17 protein-coding genes and 1 pseudogene are annotated in these 15976 nt (G+C 28.0%); 12 read left to right on the top strand and 6 right to left on the bottom strand.

The genetic code is table 11. The features are described from left to right. The first annotated feature begins 114 nt into the window (after positions 1-114). The 5 genes from pnp to J5A73_RS05405 all read left to right on the top strand — a co-directional run bounded on the left by pnp (position 115) and on the right by J5A73_RS05405 (position 4243). Positions 115-2238, top strand: a complete 2124-nt coding sequence (gene pnp, locus J5A73_RS05425) for a polyribonucleotide nucleotidyltransferase (protein WP_211613693.1) — start codon at positions 115-117, stop codon at positions 2236-2238. Between the two features lie 30 nt (positions 2239-2268). Beyond that, entirely contained in the window at positions 2269-2814 is a 546-nt protein-coding gene (gene pgsA / locus J5A73_RS05420; protein ID WP_211613691.1) for a CDP-diacylglycerol--glycerol-3-phosphate 3-phosphatidyltransferase, read from the top strand. Positions 2815-2827: 13 nt separating this feature from the next. Then, complete coding sequence (locus J5A73_RS05415; protein WP_249069157.1) at positions 2828-3088, top strand: YggT family protein; 261 nt, start codon at positions 2828-2830, stop codon at positions 3086-3088. A 120-nt stretch (positions 3089-3208) separates the two neighbouring features. Further along, positions 3209-3916 carry a UTRA domain-containing protein gene (locus J5A73_RS05410; RefSeq protein WP_249069155.1) on the top strand — a complete coding sequence of 236 codons (708 nt, stop codon included), beginning with the start codon at positions 3209-3211 and terminating at the stop codon, positions 3914-3916. A 42-nt stretch (positions 3917-3958) separates the two neighbouring features. Next, positions 3959-4243, top strand: a complete 285-nt coding sequence (locus J5A73_RS05405; RefSeq protein WP_211613689.1) for a PepSY domain-containing protein — start codon at positions 3959-3961, stop codon at positions 4241-4243. A gap of 60 nt (positions 4244-4303) precedes the next feature. On the opposite strand, the gene J5A73_RS05400 is transcribed toward J5A73_RS05405, so the two are convergent. Beyond that, entirely contained in the window at positions 4304-5251 is a 948-nt protein-coding gene (locus J5A73_RS05400) for an ROK family protein (RefSeq protein ID WP_211613687.1), read from the bottom strand. Positions 5252-5621: 370 nt separating this feature from the next. Between J5A73_RS05400 and J5A73_RS05395 the strand changes: the two genes are divergently transcribed. The 7 genes from J5A73_RS05395 to trmD all read left to right on the top strand — a co-directional run bounded on the left by J5A73_RS05395 (position 5622) and on the right by trmD (position 12907). Then, the gene (locus tag J5A73_RS05395; RefSeq protein ID WP_211613685.1) at positions 5622-6761 is read left to right on the top strand and encodes a S1C family serine protease; all 1140 of its coding nucleotides are present in this window, start codon (positions 5622-5624) and stop codon (positions 6759-6761) included. Between the two features lie 148 nt (positions 6762-6909). Continuing rightward, on the top strand, positions 6910-9102 hold the full coding sequence (locus J5A73_RS05390) for a U32 family peptidase (protein ID WP_211613682.1): 2193 nt from the start codon (positions 6910-6912) through the stop codon (positions 9100-9102). A 24-nt stretch (positions 9103-9126) separates the two neighbouring features. Further along, complete coding sequence (locus J5A73_RS05385; protein WP_211613675.1) at positions 9127-10227, top strand: O-antigen ligase; 1101 nt, start codon at positions 9127-9129, stop codon at positions 10225-10227. Positions 10228-10556: 329 nt separating this feature from the next. After that, the gene (locus tag J5A73_RS05380; protein WP_211613673.1) at positions 10557-11120 is read left to right on the top strand and encodes an RNA methyltransferase; all 564 of its coding nucleotides are present in this window, start codon (positions 10557-10559) and stop codon (positions 11118-11120) included. Positions 11121-11156: 36 nt separating this feature from the next. Beyond that, positions 11157-11585 carry a PTS-dependent dihydroxyacetone kinase phosphotransferase subunit DhaM gene (locus J5A73_RS05375; protein ID WP_249069154.1) on the top strand — a complete coding sequence of 143 codons (429 nt, stop codon included), beginning with the start codon at positions 11157-11159 and terminating at the stop codon, positions 11583-11585. A gap of 38 nt (positions 11586-11623) precedes the next feature. Continuing rightward, a complete protein-coding gene (gene rimM, locus J5A73_RS05370; RefSeq protein WP_211613671.1) occupies positions 11624-12130 on the top strand; it encodes a ribosome maturation factor RimM in 507 nt (168 codons plus the stop codon). Positions 12131-12154: 24 nt separating this feature from the next. Next, on the top strand, positions 12155-12907 hold the full coding sequence (trmD, locus tag J5A73_RS05365; RefSeq protein WP_211613669.1) for a tRNA (guanosine(37)-N1)-methyltransferase TrmD: 753 nt from the start codon (positions 12155-12157) through the stop codon (positions 12905-12907). A gap of 62 nt (positions 12908-12969) precedes the next feature. Here trmD and J5A73_RS05360 read toward each other — a convergent pair whose 3' ends face one another. From J5A73_RS05360 to trpS, 5 genes and pseudogenes are all read right to left on the bottom strand, one after another. Continuing rightward, complete coding sequence (locus J5A73_RS05360; RefSeq protein WP_211613667.1) at positions 12970-13641, bottom strand: hypothetical protein; 672 nt, start codon at positions 13639-13641, stop codon at positions 12970-12972. Between the two features lie 39 nt (positions 13642-13680). Continuing rightward, positions 13681-13818 (bottom strand): hypothetical protein, encoded by a 138-nt coding sequence (locus J5A73_RS05355; protein ID WP_211613666.1) that lies wholly within the window; start codon positions 13816-13818, stop codon positions 13681-13683. Between the two features lie 20 nt (positions 13819-13838). Next, the gene (locus J5A73_RS05350; RefSeq protein ID WP_211613663.1) at positions 13839-14309 is read right to left on the bottom strand and encodes a YARHG domain-containing protein; all 471 of its coding nucleotides are present in this window, start codon (positions 14307-14309) and stop codon (positions 13839-13841) included. Between the two features lie 333 nt (positions 14310-14642). Continuing rightward, positions 14643-14846, bottom strand: a pseudogene (locus J5A73_RS10450) (helix-turn-helix domain-containing protein); the annotation flags it as partial. A 126-nt stretch (positions 14847-14972) separates the two neighbouring features. Further along, positions 14973-15950, bottom strand: a complete 978-nt coding sequence (gene trpS / locus J5A73_RS05340) for a tryptophan--tRNA ligase (protein WP_211613661.1) — start codon at positions 15948-15950, stop codon at positions 14973-14975. Between the last annotated feature and the right edge of the window lie 26 nt (positions 15951-15976).

Genomic DNA, 15976 nt, shown 5'->3' with positions numbered 1-15976 from the left:
TTATATTTTAAGAAGTTTGGGGAGTAAGTAATTGTAAAGATTTTTGTAAATTATGGAAGTTTTTACTATTATTTGCTTCTCTTCTTAAAAAAATAAAAAAATTTAGGAGGAAAAATGTTTGATGAAAAAATTTGCGAATTTAATTTAGGAAGACAAAAAATAAAAATAAGTACAGGAAAAATTGCAAGACAAGCTGGAGGTTCTGTTGTTATAAGTTGTGGAGGAACTGTACTTTTAGTTACAGCCACTCGAAGTAAAGATGTAAAAGAGGGACAAGATTTTTTTCCACTTACTGTGGATTATATCGAAAAATTTTATGCTTCTGGAAAGTTTCCAGGGGGATTTATAAAAAGAGAAACTAAGCCAGGAACTGATGAAATACTGATTTCAAGACTTGTTGATAGACCGATTAGACCACTGTTTCCAGAAGGATTTTTAAATTCAGTGCACATTGTAATTACGGTTATTTCTTACGATGAAATTAATTTTCCAGAAAACTTGGCAACTATTGGAGTTTCGGCGGCACTTGGATTGTCAGATATTCCATTTGCAGGGACAGTTGCTGGAGTTACAGTCGGTTATATTAATGGAGAATATATTTTAAATCCAACATCAGAAGAACTACTAGAAAGTGAAATTCATCTTTCTGTTGCTGGAACTAAAGAAGCTGTTACAATGGTAGAAGCTGGAGCAAGAGAAGTCAGTGAAGAAGTTATGCTTGAAGCTATAATGTTTGGACATGAAAGAATTAAGGAAATCTGTCTTGAACAAGAAAAATTCTTGTCTCAATTTGATGTAAAAAAATATGAATTTGAGAAAAAAGAAGTTCCATCTGAAATAAAAGAATTTATTGATTCATTTGAAAATGAAGTAGAAAATGCGATTATGACTCCTGGAAAACTGGAAAAATATGAAGCAATTGACAATTTGGAAACTGAGTTATTTGAAAAATATTTGGAAAAATTAGAAAACGAGCAAAATGAAAATCTGCAAGATAAAGACTTTTTGAAAGATTTAGAAAAGGATTTTAAAGGATACTATAGAGATGTTGAGAAAAAATTGGTAAGAAATGCTATTTTATATAAAAAATATAGAGCAGATGGAAGAACTACGACACAGATTAGACCGCTTGATGTGGAAATTGATACACTTCCTATACCACATGGTTCAGCTCTATTTACAAGAGGGGAAACACAGGCACTTGTTGTTGCAACGCTTGGAAGTAAGGAAGACGAGCAAATTATTGATGGAATGGAAGATGAAAGCAGAAAAAAATTCTTCTTGCATTACAATTTCCCGCCATATTCAGTTGGAGAAGCAGGATTTATGAGAGCACCTGGTCGGCGTGAATTAGGACACGGAAACTTGGCTGAAAGAGCGTTAAAATATGTTATGCCAGATGAAGAAACATTCCCTTATACAGTGAGATTGGTTTCAGAAATTACAGAATCTAATGGTTCATCTTCACAAGCAACTATTTGCGGTGGTTCACTTGCACTTATGGCAGCTGGTGTTCCGATAAAATCAACGGTTGCAGGAATTGCGATGGGACTTATAAAAGAAGGGGAAACATTTACTGTTTTAACTGACATTCAAGGTTTAGAAGACCACTTGGGAGATATGGACTTTAAAGTTGCTGGAACTAAAAATGGAATTACAGCAATTCAAATGGATATAAAAATTGAAGGAATTACTAGAGAAATAATGGAAATTGCGCTAAAACAGGCTTTGGATGGAAGAATGTTTATAATTGACAAAATGGAATCTGTAATTTCTTGTCCAAGACCAGAAGTTGCTAAAAATGCTCCAAAAATAGAAATATTTAAAATTAATCCTGATAAAATTGCTGGACTTATCGGTCCTGGTGGAAAAAACATAAGAGCGATTATTGATGAAACTGGAGTTTCTATTGATATTGAAGACGATGGAAAAGTTTCAATTTTTGGAAATGATGCTGAAAAAATGGCAAGAGCTTTGGAGCTTGTAAAACTTCAAACACAATCAGTTGAATTAAATGCAATCTATGAGGGAAAAGTTACAAAAATTATGAAGTTTGGTGCTTTTGTAGAAGTTTTACCAGGAAAAGAAGGACTTCTTCATATTTCTGAAATTAGCGATAAAAGAATTGCAAAAACTGAAGATGCGCTAAAAGAAGGGGATATTGTAAGAGTAAAAGTAATTTCAATTGAAAACGAAGATAAATTTAATTTGAGTATCAAAGCATTAAACAATAAATAAAATTTAAATTAAAGTTAAGGAGTGATGTTTATGAATTTACCTAATAAATTGGCAACATTAAGAATAGTTTTAGTTATTCCTTTTGTTATAATTTTGACATTGGCATTAAAATCTGAAAAATCAGGGATTGAAATAACTATGAGAATTTTGGCGACAATTATTTTCGCAGCGGCTTCGATTACGGACTATTACGATGGGAAAATTGCTAGAAAATATAACTTGATCACAAATTTGGGAAAACTTTTGGATCCACTTGCCGATAAAATTCTTGTAATTTCAGCTTTAGTAACACTTACAAAATTTGATGAAATAAGCCTTTGGTTTGTGCTTATAATTATTTTTAGAGAACTTTTGATAACAGGACTTCGTTCGATTGTAGCAGCAGAAGGTATTGTAATTGCAGCGGGAAATTTAGGAAAATGGAAGACATTTATTCAAATGGTTGTTTTAGTGGTTATAATTTTATTTCCATTAAATTTTAAAATAAATAATATTTTACTTTTGATTCCTGTTATTTTGACAGTTATTTCAGGAGGAGAATATCTTTTAAAATGTAAGAAAATTTTAGACAAGTAAGGAGAACTTAAAATTGAATTTTTTTCTAATTGCTGATATAATTAGCGTGTTGTTAGATATTTATGAAACCATTATTGTTTTAAATGTTTTGGGATCTTGGATTGACCCTTTTAGTAATTCAGCTTTTTTTAGAATAATTAAAAAAATTTCTGATCCGTATCTTAAAATATTTAGAGTAAATGTTCCAATTGGAGGAAGAACTTTTGATTTTTCAGCCATTATTGGACTGATGGTTTTAGAATTTGTAAGAAGTCTTTTGGGGATGTCTTTTTAAAAAAATAATTTTTTAGAAAAAATGTTGTAATTTTGGAAGTAGCATAAATATAAATTTTGAAATGGCAATTTTTTTGGTTGCCATTTCTTTGTTAAAAAAACTTTTTTAAGGAGGGAAATTTTGCAAAGAAAATATAAAGAAGTTTATTTGGATATAAAAGAAAAAATTATAGATGGAACTTTTAAATCAGGAGAATATTTAAAAAGTGAAATGGAACTTGCAAAAAGTTATTCGTATTCTAAAGATACGATAAGAAAAGCACTTTCAATGCTTGAATTAGACGGCTACATTCAAAAAATAAAAGGGAAAAATTCTCGTGTTTTAGAATATGGACGATTTAAAAATAGTTTGTCAAATTTGCAAACTTCAAAAGAATTAAATAAAATTGAAAAAATTGACATAAAAACAAATCTTTTAAGTCTTTATGTCATACAAGGTGAAAAAGAAATTATGGAAATTTTTGGAGTGGATGAAAAAGTTGATTTTTATAAGGTTGTAAGAAGCAGAATTTTGGACGGAGAAGCACTTGAATATGAAGTCGCATATTTTGACAGAAGAATTGTGAGATTTTTGAATAAAGAAATTATTCAAGATTCAATTTACAGTTATTTGGAAAATGAACTGCATCTAAAAATTTCACATTCCAGAAGAGAGATAAAATTTCGCAATGCAACTTGCTGTGAGAAAAAATATATGGATTTAGGAAAATGTAATATGGTTGTTGCGATAGAAAATTATGCATATCTTTCAAACGGAACATTATTTCAATATGGAATAACTTCTTACAAACCTGATAAATTCGTGTTTTCAACAGTAGCGAAAAGATAATTTTAAAAATAAAAAATTTTTAAATTAGGAGGAAAATAAAAAATGAAAAGATTTTTAATTTTAGTTATAATATTTTTATCTGTTTTTTCATTAAATTTTTCAAAACCAAGTATTTTTAATAAAAAGGAACTCGCACCGATAAAAGCAAAAGAAATAGTGCTCTCAAAAGTTCCAGGTGCAACATATGCAAATGTTTTGGAATTTGACAAGCAAAATGATTTTTATCAAGGTGAGATAAAATATCGAAATATGACTTATAATTTTAAAATTAATTCTTACAATGGGAAAATTATTGAATGGACAGAAAATGAGATAAAAATAAATTAATAAAAAAACTCAAGTTTCTTTTTAAATAGAAATTTGAGTTTTTTTTTTGGAAAATAAAAATTATTTTTGCATTCCTAAATATGCAGCACCTAAAATTCCAGCGTCATTTCCAAGTTTTGCTGTAACAATTTTTAATGATTCAAGAGTTGAAGGGAAAGCCACTTCTTTTATTTTTTCTTTAACTTTGTCGAATAAGAAATCTCCACTAAGTGCAACTCCACCACCGATTACAACAATTTCAGGATCTAAAATATTTAACAAATTACCAATTCCAAGTGCTAATTTTTCAGCTTCATAGTTAACGATGTCAAGAGCAAATTTGTCGCCTTGTTTTGCGGCATCAAATACATCTTTTGCTTCCAAATCTCGACCTTTTGTCATTTCATACAGTAAATTCCGTTTGTTTATCAAAAGACGGCTTTGAGCTTCACGAATTATTCCAGTAGCCGAAGCGTATGCTTCCCAACAACCTTTTTGACCGCATCCGCAAAGTTTTCCATCATGTTCGATTTTTATGTGTCCAACTTCTCCACCAGCACCATTTAATCCGCTTACAAGTTTTCCATCAACAATGATTCCACCACCAATACCAGTTCCAATTGCAATTCCTAAAACATTTTTGTATCCTTGTCCAGCACCTTGCCACATTTCTCCCAATGTTATGACATTTACATCGTTGTCAGCTTTTACTGGAATTCCAAGATTTTTTTCAAATTCAAGTGCCAAATCTACACCGTTTTCCCAAGGAAAGTTTGCCCAGAATTTTACAATTCTGTTGTTTAAAACAGGCCCTGGAACACCAATTCCGACTGATTTTACATCGTTAAATTTGATGTTACTATTTTCAATTTGCGCCATTAATATTTTTGAGAGTCTTTGCACTGTTTGTGAAAAACCTTCAATTGAATCTGTTTTTACAATTGTTGTAAAGATGATATTTCCATTTTCATCAACTAAACCTAATTTTGTATTTGTTCCACCTAAATCTATTCCAACATAGTAGTTCATATTTTCTTCTCCTTAAATTTTTAATTAATATATTTTATTTATAGTTTACCCTATTTTTTTTGGATTTGCAAGTCTAAAACTAATTGATCTTTTATTTAATTATTTTTAATTATTTTTTGAATAATTTTTTTGTTAAGAAAATATTATTTTTATTTTGAAAATAAAAAATTTAAATAATTTAAAAAAATAAAAAAATTTAAAGAGTTTAAAGAGTTAGATTAAAATTTAAAATCAAATAAAATAAGATAAAAAAAAATAAAAAAATTGTAATTTCTAAGGTAAAAATAGTATAATAAAAATTGAAAAAATTATTGAAAATTAAGAATTATTGAATTATTGAATTATTAAATTGTCGAAAGGAATTAAAAAAATGAAAATTAAAAATATATTGACTGCATCATTTTTAGCCGCAACACTTGCAAGTGGGACAGCAATGGCAAAATCAGAAATTTTATCAGATAAACAAGTTGTTCAAAATACTAATGTAACTGGTGATATGTATAGAGCACAGGATGCATTTGCAGCTGTTTATGACAAAGCAAAAGATTCAATCGTAAATATTAGAACAAAATCTACAATTGTAGTACAGACTTATAATCCATTGGAAGCCTTTTTATTTGGAACTTCGGGAGTAAGACAAGAAAGAAAAGAAACTGGAAGTTTGGGATCTGGGTTTATTATTTCAAGCGATGGATATATTATGACAAATAACCATGTTATTAGTGGTGCCGATGAAATTTATGTAAAAATGTCAGATGGACAAGAATATTTGGCAAAATTGGTGGGAACTTCTCCAGAAGTCGACATTGCAATTTTAAAAGTTTCTACAAACAAAACATTTAAACCACTTAAATTTGCAAATTCAGACAATATAAAAATAGGACATTGGGCTATTGCATTTGGAAATCCTTTGGGATTAAATAGTTCGATGACAGTTGGAGTAATTGGTGCGTCTGGAAGAAGTTCGCTTGGAATTGAACAAGTTGAAAACTTTATTCAGACAGATGCTGCAATTAATCAAGGAAATAGTGGAGGACCGTTACTTAACATTAATGGAGATGTAATTGGAGTAAATACTGCAATTTATTCAACAAATGGAGGAAGTGTTGGACTTAGTTTTGCAATTCCATCAAATCTTGCATCAAATGTAAGAGATTCAATTATAAAATCTGGAAAATATGAAAGACCTTATGTCGGAATTTCTGTACTAGATTTGACACAAGAAATTAAAAAACAGAGAAATATCCCATATTCAACAGGAATAATAGTTCAACAAGTTTATCCAGGTTCTCCAGCTTCAAAATATGGATTAAAAGCAGGAGATGTCATTCTTGAAATAGATGGAAAAACTTTAACTTCTGCGGGAGCATTTATAGGGGAAGTGGCAGCTAAGAAAACAGGAGAAACTATAAACTTAAAAGTTTTCTCAGGTGGAAAAGAAAAAAATATAGCAATGAAATTAGAAGCATTTAGCTATACAAATCAACAGAGAAATACTCAAAGAAGATAATTTAAAAATAAAAAAATAAAAAGATTCTCTCAAAAAATTTGGGAGAATTTTTTTTGAAAAATTAAATATTATATTTTTTATTTATTGGAAAAAGTTAATTAATTTGGTATAATATAAATAAAATAAATTTTTATGGAGAGAAAATGAAGTGATTAAAAAAAATAATAAATTAAATATTTTAGCACCAGCTGGAAATTATGAAAAACTAGTTGCGGCGGTAAAGGCTGGAGCGAATGAAGTTTTTTTTGGTCTGAAAGGATTTAGTGCCAGAAGAAATAATGAAAATTTGGACATGAAAGAAGTGTTTAGTGCGATTGACTATGCACATTTGCACGGTGTTAAAGCGATTATGGCTTTTAATACAATTTTAAAAGACAGTGAAATTAAAAGTATGTATAATAACATAAAAAGAGTGTATGAATATGGTGTTGATGCAGTTATTGTGCAGGATTTAGGATTGGTCAAATTTTTAAAAGAGAATTTTCCAAATTTAAAACTTCATGCAAGTACGCAAATGACGGTTGCTAATCATATTGAAGCCAATAGGTTAAAAGAAATGGGACTTAGCAGAGTTTGTCTTGCAAGGGAATTATCTTTTGAGGAAATTAAAGAAATTAGAAAAAATACTGATATTGAGCTAGAAATTTTTGTGTCAGGATCGCTTTGTATCTCGTATTCAGGAAATTGCTATATAAGTAGCTTTATTGGCGGAAGAAGTGGAAATCGTGGACTTTGCGCTTATTCTTGCAGAAAAAAATTTACTGATGAAAATGGGAAAAGTGCGTATTTTTTGAGTCCAAATGATCAGTTTTTGCAGGAAAAAGAGATTAATTTGTTAAAAGAGATTGGAGTTGATGCGCTAAAAGTTGAAGGACGGAAAAAATCTAGCGAGTATGTCTTTGAAACGGTAAGTTATTACGACAATATTTTAAAGGGAACGCCTAGACCGACAGAAAGTTATAAACTTTTTAACAGAGGATATTCCAAGGGTTATTTTTATTTGGATAACAAACTTATGAATCAAAAGTATTCTTCAAATTTTGGATATTTTTTGGGAGTTAAGCTAGATGAGTCGAATAATTTTAAAATTGACGATGAGTTAATTTTAGGTGACGGAGTTCAATTTGTTGATGAAAATTTTGAGAAGATTTCGGGAGAATATGTCAATAAAATTATTTTTAATGGGAAAAAAGTTCAAAAAGCTAGAAAAAATGACACGATTTCGATTGGAAAACTTCCAAAAGGGACAAAATATATTTATAAAAATTATTCTAAAGAACTCAATGACAAAATTATTCACAATATAAAAGTTTCCAAAAGATTTTCTGCCATTGATGCAGAATTTGTTGCCGAAAAAGGTAAAAAATTGAAACTTACTTTTGAGATTAAAAATTTGAAAAATGAAAAAATAACGGTCACAAAAGAAAGTAATTTTGTTTTGGATGAAATTGCAAAAAAAATGATTTCAAAAGAGCAAATTGCTGAGAAAATTGCGGAACTTGGCGATACATCATTTGAACTTGCAAATGTTAAAATAATTTATGATGGAAATTCGTTTATTCCATTTAGTGAACTTAAAAATTTAAAAAGATTGTGCACACAAGAGCTTTCTAAAGAGCTTTTAGCGTCTTACAAAAGAGTTGCACCTGAAAAGAGAGAATATGAATTTTTGCAAGAAAAAGTTGTGAAAAAACCTATTTTTTCTGCACTTGTTTCAAATAAAGAGCAGGAAAAAGTTTGTCGTAAGCTTGGAATTGCTAAAATTTATAAAAAGCAGTTTGATGTGGCAAAAGAGAAGAATCTTGATAAAATAGAAATAAACACAAATTTGGCATCAAATCTTTATCAAGTTGTGATGGGCGAAAAAAATGGATTAAAAGGGCAATCACTTGATTGGAACTTAAATGTTTTTAACAATTTTACAGTAGAAGTTTTTTCTCGATTTCTAAATTTGGAAACTGTATTTTTGTCGCCTGAACTAAGCTATCGGCAATTGAAAGTTATAAAAACTGACAAAATAAAAAAAGGGCTTGTGATTTATGGTCATTTGAAGGGAATGTATATCGAGCATAAAATTTTTAATGAAAAGTATAAAGAGCTTGAGGGAGAGTTTTATGACAAATATAAAATTGCAAAAAATGATTTAGATAACATTGAGCTTTATTTGAACAAGCCTATGAATTTAATTCCTAAGTTGGATGAAATTTTGGAGCTTGGACTTGATGAGTTAAGACTTGATTTTACTTTTGAGACAGAAGAAGAAATAAAAAAAATTATTGAAAGTTTGACGACAAAAACTGGGAAATATACTCCATATGCTTTTGAACAGGGAGTTTTATAAAAATTAAAAATTTAAGGAGAAAAAGTGGAAATAATAAAAAGACAAAAATATTTAGAAAAATTATATTTATTATTGGGAGCTTCTATTTTTATTCATTATATTTTAGTAATTTTATTTAGCATCTTAATACTGTTTGAAATTTTTATCTCAAAAGAATATAAAAAAATATTGAAAGATAGGGCATTAGTTACAATTGGAGCTGTTTTAGGATTTTCGATAATAATGTCGCTCTTTTATAAAAATATTTTAGGGCTTGTGGCAATTCCAATATTTCTGTGCCTAATTGTTGGAAGATATTATACTTTGGAAGTTGATGTCGAAGTAAAGCAGGAAATTTTACAGATAATTTCAAAATTTTCGGTAATTCCATTTTTGGTTGGAATTGTTGAATTTATTTTGACAAAAGGTAGAATTGGATATTTTGCATTTTTTAATCCGAATTATTTAGGAAGCGTTATGATGATGGGAGCGATTGTGAATTTATATTTATTTTTTGAAAAAAGAAATAAAAAAAATATTTTGTTTTTTTTCTCAAATATGGCGACAATTTTTTTAAGTGGCTCTCGTTCATCGCTAATTGCAGTAATTTTAGGAATTTTTGTTTTACTCTTCTATTTTTTGGATAAAAGATATTTTATCTTTGGAACTTTTGTACTTTTAGTTTATATTTTGGGAGTTTATCTTCATATTTTCCCTTTTCTTCGAATGGATACTTTTGTGGAATATTTTTGGCTGAGAGTGGAAATTGTGCAAATGGCAATTATAGCTTTTAAGAGAACAAATTTTTTGTATGGACACGGAAACTTTTTTTATTACAAGTTCACAAACCATGTCTATCCACATTCGCACAATGCAATTGTAGAGTTTCTTTTAAGTTATGGACTAATTGGAACAATTTTACTTGCGACCGTTTTTTTCAGATATTTATATGAAATTTTGAAAAAAGATAGAAACAATATTTTAAAAATTGCTTTAATAGTTGGAGTAATCTTTCACAATTTGACGGACTTTACAATATTTTGGATTCAGACGGTACTTTTGTTTATAATGATTTCATCGTATGAAGAAGATAATAAAATGATAAAAGGTTATAGAAAAATAAAAAACGAAGAATTAGAGAATTAATTTAAAAAATTAAAGAATTAAAAAATTAAAGAATTATAAGAGACATTGAAAAAACTAAAAAAAACTAAAATTATAAAATTTTTAAAATAAAAAATTTTTAAATAAAAAACTAAAAAAAAGAGAATAAAAAAGAAAATAACAATATTTAAGATAATAAATTAAAAAACTAAAAAAAAACTAAAATTATAAAATTTTTAAAATAAAAAATTTTTAAATAAAAAACTAAAAAAAAAGAATAAAAAAGAAAATAACAATATTTAAGATAATAAATTAAAAAACTAAAAAAAATTAAAATTAAAATTAAAAAAAGAAAGGAAAAAAAATAAAAAATGAGAAATAATATTTATGTAGGATTGGTTCACTATCCTGTATATAATAAAAATAGCGATGTGGTTGCGACTTCGGTTACAAATTTTGATATACACGATATTTCAAGAACTTGTAGAACTTATGATATAAAAAAATATTTTATTATAACACCTGTTGATGCTCAAAAAGAGCTGACAAGTAGAATTATCGGTTTCTGGACTGAAGGTGATGGAATAGAATTTAATAAAAATAGGAACGAAGCGTTTGAAAATACGGAACTTGAAGATTCTGTGCAAAGTTCGGTTGAGACAATTGAAAAACTTGAAGGGAGAAAACCAAAAATTATAACAACTTCTGCGAGAATCTTTTCAAATTCAGTTGATTACGATGTTTTGGGAAAAGAGATGATAGAAGACGAAGCACCATATCTTATTTTATTTGGAACGGGTTGGGGACTTACTGATGAAATTATGGATTTGTCTTATAAAATTTTAAAACCTATTCGTGGAAAAACAAAATATAATCATTTGTGTGTCAGAAGCGCAGTGTCAATAATTTTGGATAGATTACTTGGAGAAAATTAAATATTTTTTAAGGAAGGAAAAATTAAGGGAAAAACTATGGAAAGTAAAAATATGAAAAATAAAAATTTAGTTGGAGTCGTTGTTGCGAGTCATAATAACAAACTTGCTGAAGAAATTATTAATTTTGCAAAAGTTTTAAGACAGGAAGATTTTCCAATTGTGAATGGTGGAGATGTTGAAAGGGAAGTTTATGGTACAAATGTAGAAAATATGAAAAATGCAGTGATTTCCGCTGATAGTGGCGCTGGAGTATTAATTTTTGTGGATATGGGAAGTTCAATTTTTAATGCTATGCAAGTGGTAAAAGAATTGGAAGGGGAAGTTGACGCAAGAATTGTTGATGCTCCAATTGTGGAAGGAGTTTTATCGGCTGTCGCAGCAAATTCTTCGGATATGGATTTGGAAGATTTGAGATTGATTGCTGAAGAAAGTAGAAATTTTACGAAATTAAGAAAAGAACTATAATTAATATAATTTAAGAAAGTGAGAATTTTTTGAAAAAAATGGAAAATTTAATTAATATCGGGACAATTGTGGGAACGCATCATTTACGGGGAAGTGTGAAAATTAATTCGATTTTTGAGGAAATTGAGTTAATTAAGGGTGAGAGAGTTTTGCTTGAAAAAGAAGAAATTAAAAAAATTCTTTGTGTAAAAAATGTGAAACGATTAAATGAAAAAAAAGCAATTTTAGATTTTGAAGAAATAAAAAATATTGACGAAGCTCAGAAATTAAATGGATTTAAATTAAAAATAAGAAGAGATTTGCTGCCAAAAAAGACGGAAGATGAGTTTTACATAAAAGACTTGCTTGGAATAGAAGTTTTTTTAGACAATGAAAAAGTTGGGGAAATTACAGATGTGATGGAAACTGCTGCACATGAAATTTTGATAGTTGAAGATATAAAAACTAAAAAAGAAATTATGATTCCGTTGATTGACGAATTTGTCAAAAAAATAGATTTTGAAAACGGAAGAGTCGAAGTAAATTTGATTGACGGAATGAGATAGAGATAGAAAGTGAGAAATAATACAATGAAATTTAATGTTTTAACTTTATTTCCTGAACTTTTTGAGAAGTATTTATCACAAACTATTTTAAAAAGAGCAGTTGATAAAAATATAATAGATTACGAAATTATTAATATTCGTGATTATGCAAGAAATAAACACAGTCAAATGGACGACATCCCTTTTGGTGGCGGTGCTGGAATGGTTTTAAAGCCAGAAGCCTACTGGAATTATTTCTATGAAAATTTTGAATATTTTAAAAATGAAAATTCAGAATTAAAAAAACCATATGTAATATTTTTATCTCCGCAAGGAAAGCAATTGACGCACAAAAAAGTTACAGAACTTTCTCAAAAAGATGAAATTGTGCTGATTTCAGGTCGTTATGAGGGTCTTGACCAAAGAGTTATTGATAAATTTGTTGACGAAGAAATTTCAATTGGAGATTATGTTTTAAGCAGTGGCGATTTGCCGTCGCTAGTTTTGATGGATTCTGTCATTCGGATAAAAAATGGTGTAATAAAAAAAGAATCTTTTGAAACGGATTCATTTTATAATGGACTTTTAGGGTTTCCGCAATATACAAGACCTGTAGAAATTGATGGAATGGAAGTACCAGAGGTTTTAAGGAGTGGAAATCATGCAAAAATAGATGAGTTTAGGCAGATGAAGTCGATTGAGAAAACTATTCAAAATCGGAAAGATTTATTTGAGAAAAAGTTAGCTGAAGATGAGGAGTTTTTGAAGTTTTATAGAAAAAAGTATAAAAAACTATAAAAAAATTTGAATAAAAAATAGAGAATTTGATATTCTAAATTTGATTCTCTATTTTTAAATTGTTAAAATTTTAATGCTTTAAAACTTTCATAATTAATATTAGTAATCTCTTGATTAGTTATCCATGCACCACTATACTCATAAAATGAACCTTCTACTTGATTAATGACATTATCTGGATCAAAAAATGTAAATTCAGAATTTTTTAATGAATCAAAATGTTCTTTTGTTAAATTAGGAAATTTTATAGTTAGCCACAAATATTCATCTTTAGGATCTCCAGAATTATTTTTCAAAGTATCTGGATTAAAGACACATCTTGTATATTTAATTTTACCAGTTCCTGTATTTTCATCAAAATATGCTTCTCTTGGTCCCCTACAATTAGGCATATAAGGATGACTTGATGCCCATGTTTCATACTCGTTTAATTCGATTGTGCTTTGATATTGTGGTTTCTCTGGAGCTACATCAGTAATCTCTTCATCTTCATCTGCAGTAGTTTCATTATTTTTAGGACCTTCTATTGAAATTCCTGAAAGATCAGTATTTTCTTTTACAGCTTCTGTTTTGTTTTTATTTTTATTTAAGAATAATATTCCTACTATAAAAAATAAAATTACTAGAAATATTAAAAAAAATGTTTTATTCATTTTTTTTGGGGATTTATTTTCTAATTCTTGTATTTTTTTCTTTAATTCTAGAATTTCTTTGTCTTTATTACCATCTGCCATTTTAATTTCCTTTCTAAGATCAATTGTAATTTATCTTTATTAATAATTTTTCTTTATTATTTTCCAATCATGTTTTTTATTTGGTGATTTAGGACAACTATTTCCTTTAGGTGGTTGACCTTGTGTTCCTATTCTTGTTTTACAATAGCTGCATTCATATTTGATTCTTTCATTCATTTTTATTACCTCCTATTAATTTATTCATAACTTTTAACTATATCTATAAATGTTTTTTCATCAGAAGAAAGTGAAATTTGGTTTTCATCGGAAGTATATCCTTTATACCATGATTTTTTTGAAAAATACTTTTTTAAATCTTTATTTTTGAAGATATATCCTTTTTTTGCATATATTGTATTTCTAATAGTTTTTAATTCATCTGATGAATATTGATTTAATATTTCTTCATTTCCATTTAAAACTTTATTCATTATTTCATCAATATTTTCTGAAATGTCTAATTTAGAATTATTATTTTGAGTAGATTCTTCACATAACTTTCCTGTATCAAAACGGTAACATTCGTATGCTGGGGTATAATCTAATTCGCCATACCCTCTTTTTGGATCAAAATCCCAATATGTGTAAGTATTAACTGTAAACAAGATAAATATTGTCATGCTAAAAAATTTCAAATTTTTTCCATTTCTTTTATTCAATGAGAACATAAAATATTGCACACTCCTTCTTTTAGAATAAAGATTATATTATTCTATTATTTTAATATTTTTGATTCAATATATACAATTTTTTATAAAGCAATATTTTAATTTTCTTATAAAAAAGTTGTTTATGTTAGTATTATACCCCCCCCCGAATTATTTTAAACTTATTTTAAAATTAAAATTAATTTAATTTTCAGTGCGGTTTAAAAATTTTAAAATAATAGTCTTTTTGTAAATTAATTAATCAGATAAAGAATTACTATATAAATTAAAATAATCTTATAGTAAAAAAGAATTTAGCAATTTAAACTAAATTCTTTAATTTTTTTATTAAATTTATTCAAACGAAATCACTAATTTCTTTCCAAATGCATCTGCCAATTCTTTTAATGTTTTTAGTGAAGGATTTGCATTTCCGTTTTCGATTTTACTTATATCTCCTTGTGTTATTCCAGTTAAGTCTGCCAATTCCTTTTGTGTGATATTTTTATCCTTTCTTGCTTCAACAATTTCTTTTATAATTTGAAACTCTGCTTCAAGACTTTCGTATTCTTTTCTAAATTTTTCATCTTATAATTATTCGTTTAAAGAATCTCTAAAATATCTACTCATATTTTTCACTTCTTGTTATATATTATATGATATAACATATATTTTTAAGAATTTTTAATAACTTTTTTTCATAATCCCAACTACATCTCTAACTTCATCAACCTTTTTAGTTGCAATTTCTCTTGCTTTTAGCGCACCTTTTTTCAATATTTCGTTTACATAATCCATATTTTGCAAAAGTTCTTCTCTTTTTTTCTGAAATGGAGCAAAGTAATCCATAAATTTGTCAAATAATTCAGTTTTTGCGTGTCCATAACCAAAATTTCCAGCTAAAAATTTTTCTTTTAACGCATTTACTTCTTCTTCAGTCGCAAATAACGAATATAGTTTTGTTATATTGTTATCTGGATTTTTAGGCTCTTCTAATGGTGTAGAATCTGTAACTATGCTCATTATTTGTTTTTTTAGCTGTTTTTTTGATCCAAACATATTTATTACATTTCCGTATGATTTGCTCATTTTATCTCCGTCTGTTCCTGGAACTGTTGCCATATTTTCAACTATTTTTTCTTTTGGCAATTTAAAAACTTCTTTTCCATAAGTTTCGTTAAATTTTATTGCTATGTCCCTTGTTATTTCAACATGTTGCTTTTGATCTTTTCCAACGGGAACTATGTCTGGCGAATAAATTAGAATGTCACTTGCCATAAGTACAGGATAAGTAAATAAACCAACATTTGGTTTTATTCCTTTGGCAGTTTTATCTTTATAAGAATGAGCTCTTTCCAAAAGTCCCATCGGTGTTACATTTGATAAAATCCAAGAAAGTTCTGTGTGCTCAGGCACATCTGATTGTAAAAACAATGTCGATTTTTCAGGGTCAAGTCCCAAAGCTAAATAGTCTAAAATGACATTTATTGTATTATTTTTCAAATCTTCTCCTTTTGGCGAAGATGTAAGTGCATGATAATTTGCCAAAAAATAAAAACCTTCATATTCATTTTGCAATTCCACAAACTGTTTTATTGCGCCAAAATAGTTTCCTATATGCAATACTCCACTGGGTTGAATTCCAGATAAACTTCTTTTCATAAAAACCTCCATAATTATTTTTTATT

The organism is Leptotrichia sp. oral taxon 218 (assembly GCF_018128225.1).
Taxonomy (GTDB): Bacteria; Fusobacteriota; Fusobacteriia; order Fusobacteriales; family Leptotrichiaceae; genus Leptotrichia.
This window is presented reverse-complemented; position numbering and strand designations above follow the sequence as displayed.